This window comes from Neisseria sp. P0021.S006 (assembly GCF_051956895.1).
The window spans coordinates 1-1,098 of record NZ_JBQCWZ010000461.1 but is presented as its reverse complement, the minus strand read 5'-3'; the positions used below and the strand labels follow the sequence as shown (position 1 = coordinate 1,098).

Genomic DNA, 1,098 nt, shown 5'->3' with positions numbered 1-1,098 from the left:
ATACCGAAGCCAGCCGTCAAGATTTGGCTGACAAAGAAAACGCGGAAATCGAAATCCTCAACCGCTACCTGCCCCAAATGATGTCTGCAGAAGAAATCAAAACTGTCGTTGAAGCAACTATTGCAGAAACCGGTGCATCAGGCATGGCAGATATGGGTAAAGTCATGGGCGTACTGAAAACCCGCCTGACCGGAAAAGCCGACATGGGCGAAGTCAACAAGGTTTTGAAAGCCGCATTGACTGCTTAATCATCAATAATCAAAAAGGCCGTCTGAAATATTATTTTCAGACGGCCTTTCTTATTGTGCTCATCAAGCAGCAGTTACTTTACCTTCATGACGCAACAAAGTAATCAAATCGCTGATACGTTTTTTCATGGAACGGCGATCGACAATTTGGTCGATTGCGCCCTTCTCCAACAAAAATTCTGCACGTTGGAAACCTTCCGGCAAGGTTTCGCGTACAGTCTGCTCGATAACGCGCGGACCTGCAAAACCAATCAGAGCATTCGGTTCTGCCAAAACCACATCACCCAAGAAGGCAAAGCTGGCAGATACGCCGCCCATGGTCGGGTCGGTCAATACGGAAATAAACGGCAGACGTTTTTCAGTCAGCAAATGCAAAGCCGCGCTGGTTTTCGTCATCTGCATCAAAGAGTTCAAACCCTCCTGCATACGCGCACCACCGGAAGCCGCCACGCAAATAAACGAACAATTATCTGCAACAGCACGGCGTACACCCTGAACGAAACGCTCACCCACGACCGAACCCATAGAGCCGCCGATAAAACGGAATTCAAACGCAGCCACCACGACAGGCAGGCCGTTCATGGTGCCTTTCATAACAACCAAAGCATCGTCTTCGCCGGTTGCTTTGCGCGCAGCAGCAAGGCGATCCGGATATTTTTTGCTGTCTTTAAATTTCAGCGGGTCTGTCGGTTTAATATTGGCTGCAATCTCTTCACGGCCTTCTTCATCCAAAAGCAGGTCCAAACGTTCGCGCGCAGAAAGCGGATTGTGATGATTACATTTCGGGCAGACTTCGCTGTTTTGTTTCAACTCGGTTGAGTAAACCGTTGCCGAACAAGACGGACATTTG

At 48.8% G+C, this 1,098-nt stretch carries 2 protein-coding genes; one reads left to right on the top strand and one right to left on the bottom strand.

All coding sequences use genetic code 11. The features are described from left to right. On the top strand, window positions 1-248 hold a 248-nt coding region (locus ACTHUM_RS14990), incomplete at its 5' end, for a GatB/YqeY domain-containing protein (RefSeq protein ID WP_440403289.1). A gap of 63 nt (window positions 249-311) precedes the next feature. Here the strand turns inward: ACTHUM_RS14990 and accD are convergent. Beyond that, on the bottom strand, window positions 312-1,098 hold a 787-nt coding region (gene accD / locus ACTHUM_RS14985; RefSeq protein ID WP_440403288.1), incomplete at its 5' end, for an acetyl-CoA carboxylase, carboxyltransferase subunit beta.